This is a genomic window from Amycolatopsis sp. ATCC 39116 (assembly GCF_000231075.2).
GTDB classification, from domain to species: domain Bacteria; phylum Actinomycetota; class Actinomycetes; order Mycobacteriales; family Pseudonocardiaceae; genus Amycolatopsis_E; species Amycolatopsis_E tucumanensis.
This window is the reverse complement of sequence record NZ_AFWY03000111.1, coordinates 1-2,974: the sequence shown is the minus strand read 5'-3', so window position 1 is coordinate 2,974 and position 2,974 is coordinate 1. Positions and strand designations below refer to the sequence as shown.

Annotated in this window: 3 protein-coding genes; 1 reads left to right on the top strand and 2 read right to left on the bottom strand. The window is 73.5% G+C overall.

Annotated elements, in window-relative coordinates; all coding sequences use genetic code 11:
- Together AMY39116_RS0341655 and AMY39116_RS0341650 are read right to left on the bottom strand one after the other, a co-directional pair.
- Positions 1-1,072, bottom strand: a 1,072-nt coding sequence (locus AMY39116_RS0341655) for a hypothetical protein (RefSeq protein WP_020423519.1), incomplete at its 3' end; no start/stop codon positions are given.
- A 17-nt stretch (positions 1,073-1,089) separates the two neighbouring features.
- A complete protein-coding gene (locus tag AMY39116_RS0341650) occupies positions 1,090-1,821 on the bottom strand; it encodes an ESX secretion-associated protein EspG (protein WP_020423518.1) in 732 nt (243 codons plus the stop codon).
- A 99-nt stretch (positions 1,822-1,920) separates the two neighbouring features.
- On the opposite strand from AMY39116_RS0341650, the gene AMY39116_RS0341645 reads away from it, so the two are divergent.
- Positions 1,921-2,778 carry a PD-(D/E)XK nuclease family protein gene (locus AMY39116_RS0341645; protein WP_027936708.1) on the top strand — a complete coding sequence of 286 codons (858 nt, stop codon included), beginning with the start codon at positions 1,921-1,923 and terminating at the stop codon, positions 2,776-2,778.
- Positions 2,779-2,974 lie beyond the last annotated feature (196 nt).

The following is a 2,974-nucleotide window of genomic DNA, read 5'->3' as shown; positions in this document are numbered from 1 at the left end:
CGGAGCCCGAACCGGGGCGCGGTGACGTGCGCGTCTGGTCGCCCTGGCCCGGCGCGACCGGCATCATGCCCGCACCGCCCGACAGCCCCGAGCTGCCAGGCACCGTCGCGGCAGGGGAGCGGCTCCAGCCACCGGCGTGGTCGGTGAAGCCGGGGGTCGGCGAGGCGCCCGTGGCCGTGCCGATCCCGGGCAGCGGCGTCGTCGGCGGCGCGATGCTCCCGGTGGTCCGCACCCCGCCCGGCGCGCCGCCCATCGGCCCGACGCCGCCCGAGCTGGACGCCGTCGTGTTGTCGTTGGCGGCGAACGTCGGGCTGGTGGCGGCGCCGGTGTCGGGCTGCGTGGTCGGCGTGGCGTACACGGGCTGGGTCGAACCGCCGGCGTGCAGCATCACGTCCCGCTGCGCCACCACCGCCGCGGCCTCCAGCTGGGCCTGGTGCTGCAGCGCGGCCTGGTTCTGCATGTCGTTCATGGTGGCGCTGGCGCCCTCCCAGTCACCGCTCGCGAGCTGCTGCCGGGCGGCAGCGATCGACTCGTCGACCGACTTGCCTGCGGGCTCCGGCATGCTGTTGCGGGCCTGGGAGAGCGCCGCGGAGGTCTGCGAATAGCGGTTCGCCGACAGGAACGCCGCGTCCTTCGAGCTGTCCGCCCAGGTCGCGAGGGTGTTGAAGTAGCCGAAGGCGGTGTTCGCGCCGTCGCCCTGCCAGCCGGCCTGCTCCTTGGCGACCCCCTGCCGGAGCGTGGAGGCCATCTCGCCGAACGCGTTGCCGAGGTCGTTGACGATGATGCCCTGCTCGTCGACCTCCTCGGGGGAAACGCCCTCGGTGACCATGTCCTTCAGCTTCTGGTGCGGCATGCTCTCGTAGATGTGGTCCGACGGCGGCAGCCCGTCGCGGTACCCGCCGCCCTCGGCCTGCAGCTTCCGCGTGTAGATCTGGCCGGACTTGACCGAGTAGTCGCCCGCGACCTGCTCGGCGTCCGGGCCGAAGAACTTGCCCGCGGACTTGCCCGCGGTGTCGGCGTAGACCTCCGACTCGTACCGGCGCCGCGAGTACCCGTTGTCGGGCTGCGTCATGACTTCCTCCCCTGGTGTCAACGATTCGCCGCGGTCAGGTGCTGGTTGACGTGGTCGCGCACCCACTGGCCGATGCGGGCCCGGTCGGCGGGCGTGAAAGTGTGCCGCTGCGCGCCGTCGGGCAGTTGCTCCACCGTGGTGAAGAACCGGCCGTCCGGGGTGTCGAACCAGGTCAGACGGCCCGCGTCCACCCCGCGGACCGAGCACGAAACCACCCCGGCGCGCAGCGGGGGCGCCGCGAAGTACCGGTCCGCCACGCGCTTCTCCCGCGGCGGCTCGCCGCCGAACAGCTCGCCCCCGCCGCGCGCCTGCGACACGTAGGTCACCGGCGCGATGCGCACCGGCGGCACCTCCGGCAGCGGTTCGAGCAGTTGCGGGAGCACCTGGCCCGCGCGCAGCTCGGCGAACCTGACGTTGTCGCCGCTCTGGCGGCTCAGCACACCGCGCTCGCCGCTCCAGCCGCCGCGCGACAGGACCTTCTCGTCGCGCGTCAGCTCGGCCACGACCTGGGTGACGAGGACGTCCGGCCGCGCCCACAGCCGCAGCAGGTCCTCGAACTCGCCGCGCAGCCGGTCACGCGACATGCGCCCGAGGCGGTGCCAGTGGTCGAACACGCGCTGCCGCTGCTCGGCGCGCTCGGACCGGGTCCCGCTGACGAACGGGATCCGGTGCGGGTAGACGAACCTCCCGAGGCCCAGCTCCTCGTCGAGGATGTCGAGTTCGGCCGGCGCCGTTTCGAACGTCAACACGCATTGCCCCCTGCTCCGAATGCCAACCGCCCAGATCATATGCGCCGCGGGCCGTGGGCGGAGCCGAAAGTGTCGGGGGTGGTGCGTACGGTAGTGGACGTGGAGCAACTGGGGTTCGAGTTCGCGGTCCAGCCGCGGCGGTTGACGAAGGTGAGTCCGGCGCGACTGGCCACCTTCGCGGACTGCCCGCGTCGGTACCGGATGGCCTACCTCGACCGGCCGACCCCGCAGCGCACCGGCCCGTGGGCGCACAGCACCCTGGGCGCGGTCGTGCACAACGCGTTGCGTGCGTTGTTCGACGTGCCGCCGGCGCGGCGCACGCCGGAGCGTGCCGCGGCGCTGCTTTCGGAGCACTGGCAGGACGGCGGGTTCGCCGACGCCGACCAGGCCGCGACGTACCGCGCCCGCGCCAAGGAGTGGGTCGCCGAGTACGTCGAGCACCACGACGTGACCAGCGACCCGGTCGGCATCGAGCGGTGGGTGTCCGCGCCGGTGAACCCGGAGCCCGGGCAGCCCGCGTCGATGATCATCGAGGGGCGCGCGGACCGGATCGACCAGCGCGGCGGTGAGCTGGTGATCGTCGACTACAAGACCGGCCGCCGCGCGCCGGACGAGTACGAGGCCCGCAGTTCCCAGGCGCTGGCGATGTACGCGGTCGCGGCCGAGCGCACCCTGCGGCGGCCGTGTCGCAAGGTCGAGCTGCACCACCTGCCCAGCGGCACGGTCGCGGAGGCGACGCACACGCCGGAGAGCCTGCAGCGGCACCTGCGCCGCGCCGAGGAGACCGCCGAGGAGGTCCGGCTGGCCACGGATACGCTGGACGCAGGCGCCGACGCCGACGCGGTGTTCCCCGCACGCCCCGACCGCCGCTGCGCCTGGTGCGACTTCCGGCCCAGCTGCGAGGCAGGGCAGCAGGCCGCCCCGGCGGCGAAGTCGTGGGAGTTGCTGGCGCCGTAGGGGTGGGTGTTTGGGGCTGGCTGGTGCGGTTGGGCCGCCCTGGTGGCGAAGTCCTGGGAGCTGTTGGCGCCGTAGGGGCGGAGTGCGCGGGGCTGGCGGGGTTGGGCCGCCCTGGTGGCGAAGTCGTGGGAGCTGTTGGCGCCGTAGCTGGGGGTGCGTGGGCTGGCGCGGTTGCGCCGCCCTGGTCGCGAAGTTC